This is a genomic window from Acutalibacter sp. 1XD8-33 (genome assembly GCF_003612555.1).
Lineage (GTDB): Bacteria > Bacillota > Clostridia > Oscillospirales > Acutalibacteraceae > Acutalibacter.
In genome coordinates this window covers 1-503 of record NZ_RAZF01000106.1, presented here as the reverse complement: position 1 = coordinate 503, position 503 = coordinate 1, and the positions used below count along the sequence as shown (strand labels likewise).

The following is a 503-nucleotide window of genomic DNA, read 5'->3' as shown; positions in this document are numbered from 1 at the left end:
AGCCGGAAACAGAACACGCCCGCTTCATTCATCGACAGAAAGAGGGTGAAGCACGGTGCGAAGTTTCATTCGTGAAAAGAAAATCTATTGCGGCAAGCAATATCGGGAGGTTGATATTTTTTCATACACCGACGCGCAATGCAGGGCAGTAAAACGCGGCACACGGTCAAAGAAAATCAAGGAATCGGAGCCAAAGCAAAAGAACTTGAATGACAAGAACGCCCGCCGCTATTTCATTCAGACCGCAAACTTGAATTTCGGGGACGACCCGGACGCGTTGCACGTGACGGCTACATATAGCGCGAAATATCTTCCAGCGACCATAGAGGAAGCCGAACGGGAAGTGACAAACTACTTGCGCCGGATTCAGTATCAGCGGAAGAAAGAGGGGTTGCCGCCCCTAAAGTATATGCTTGTCACGGCCTACACCACAAAGAAAAACAGCGAAAAGCCCGTTCGCATTCACCATCATATCATCATGAACGGCGGACTTGATCGGGACG

General features: G+C 49.9%; 1 pseudogene. It reads left to right on the top strand.

The annotated features are described in order from the left end of the window. Positions 1–205 precede the first annotated feature (205 nt). Positions 206–503: pseudogene (locus D7X94_RS18060) on the top strand (hypothetical protein); the annotation flags it as partial.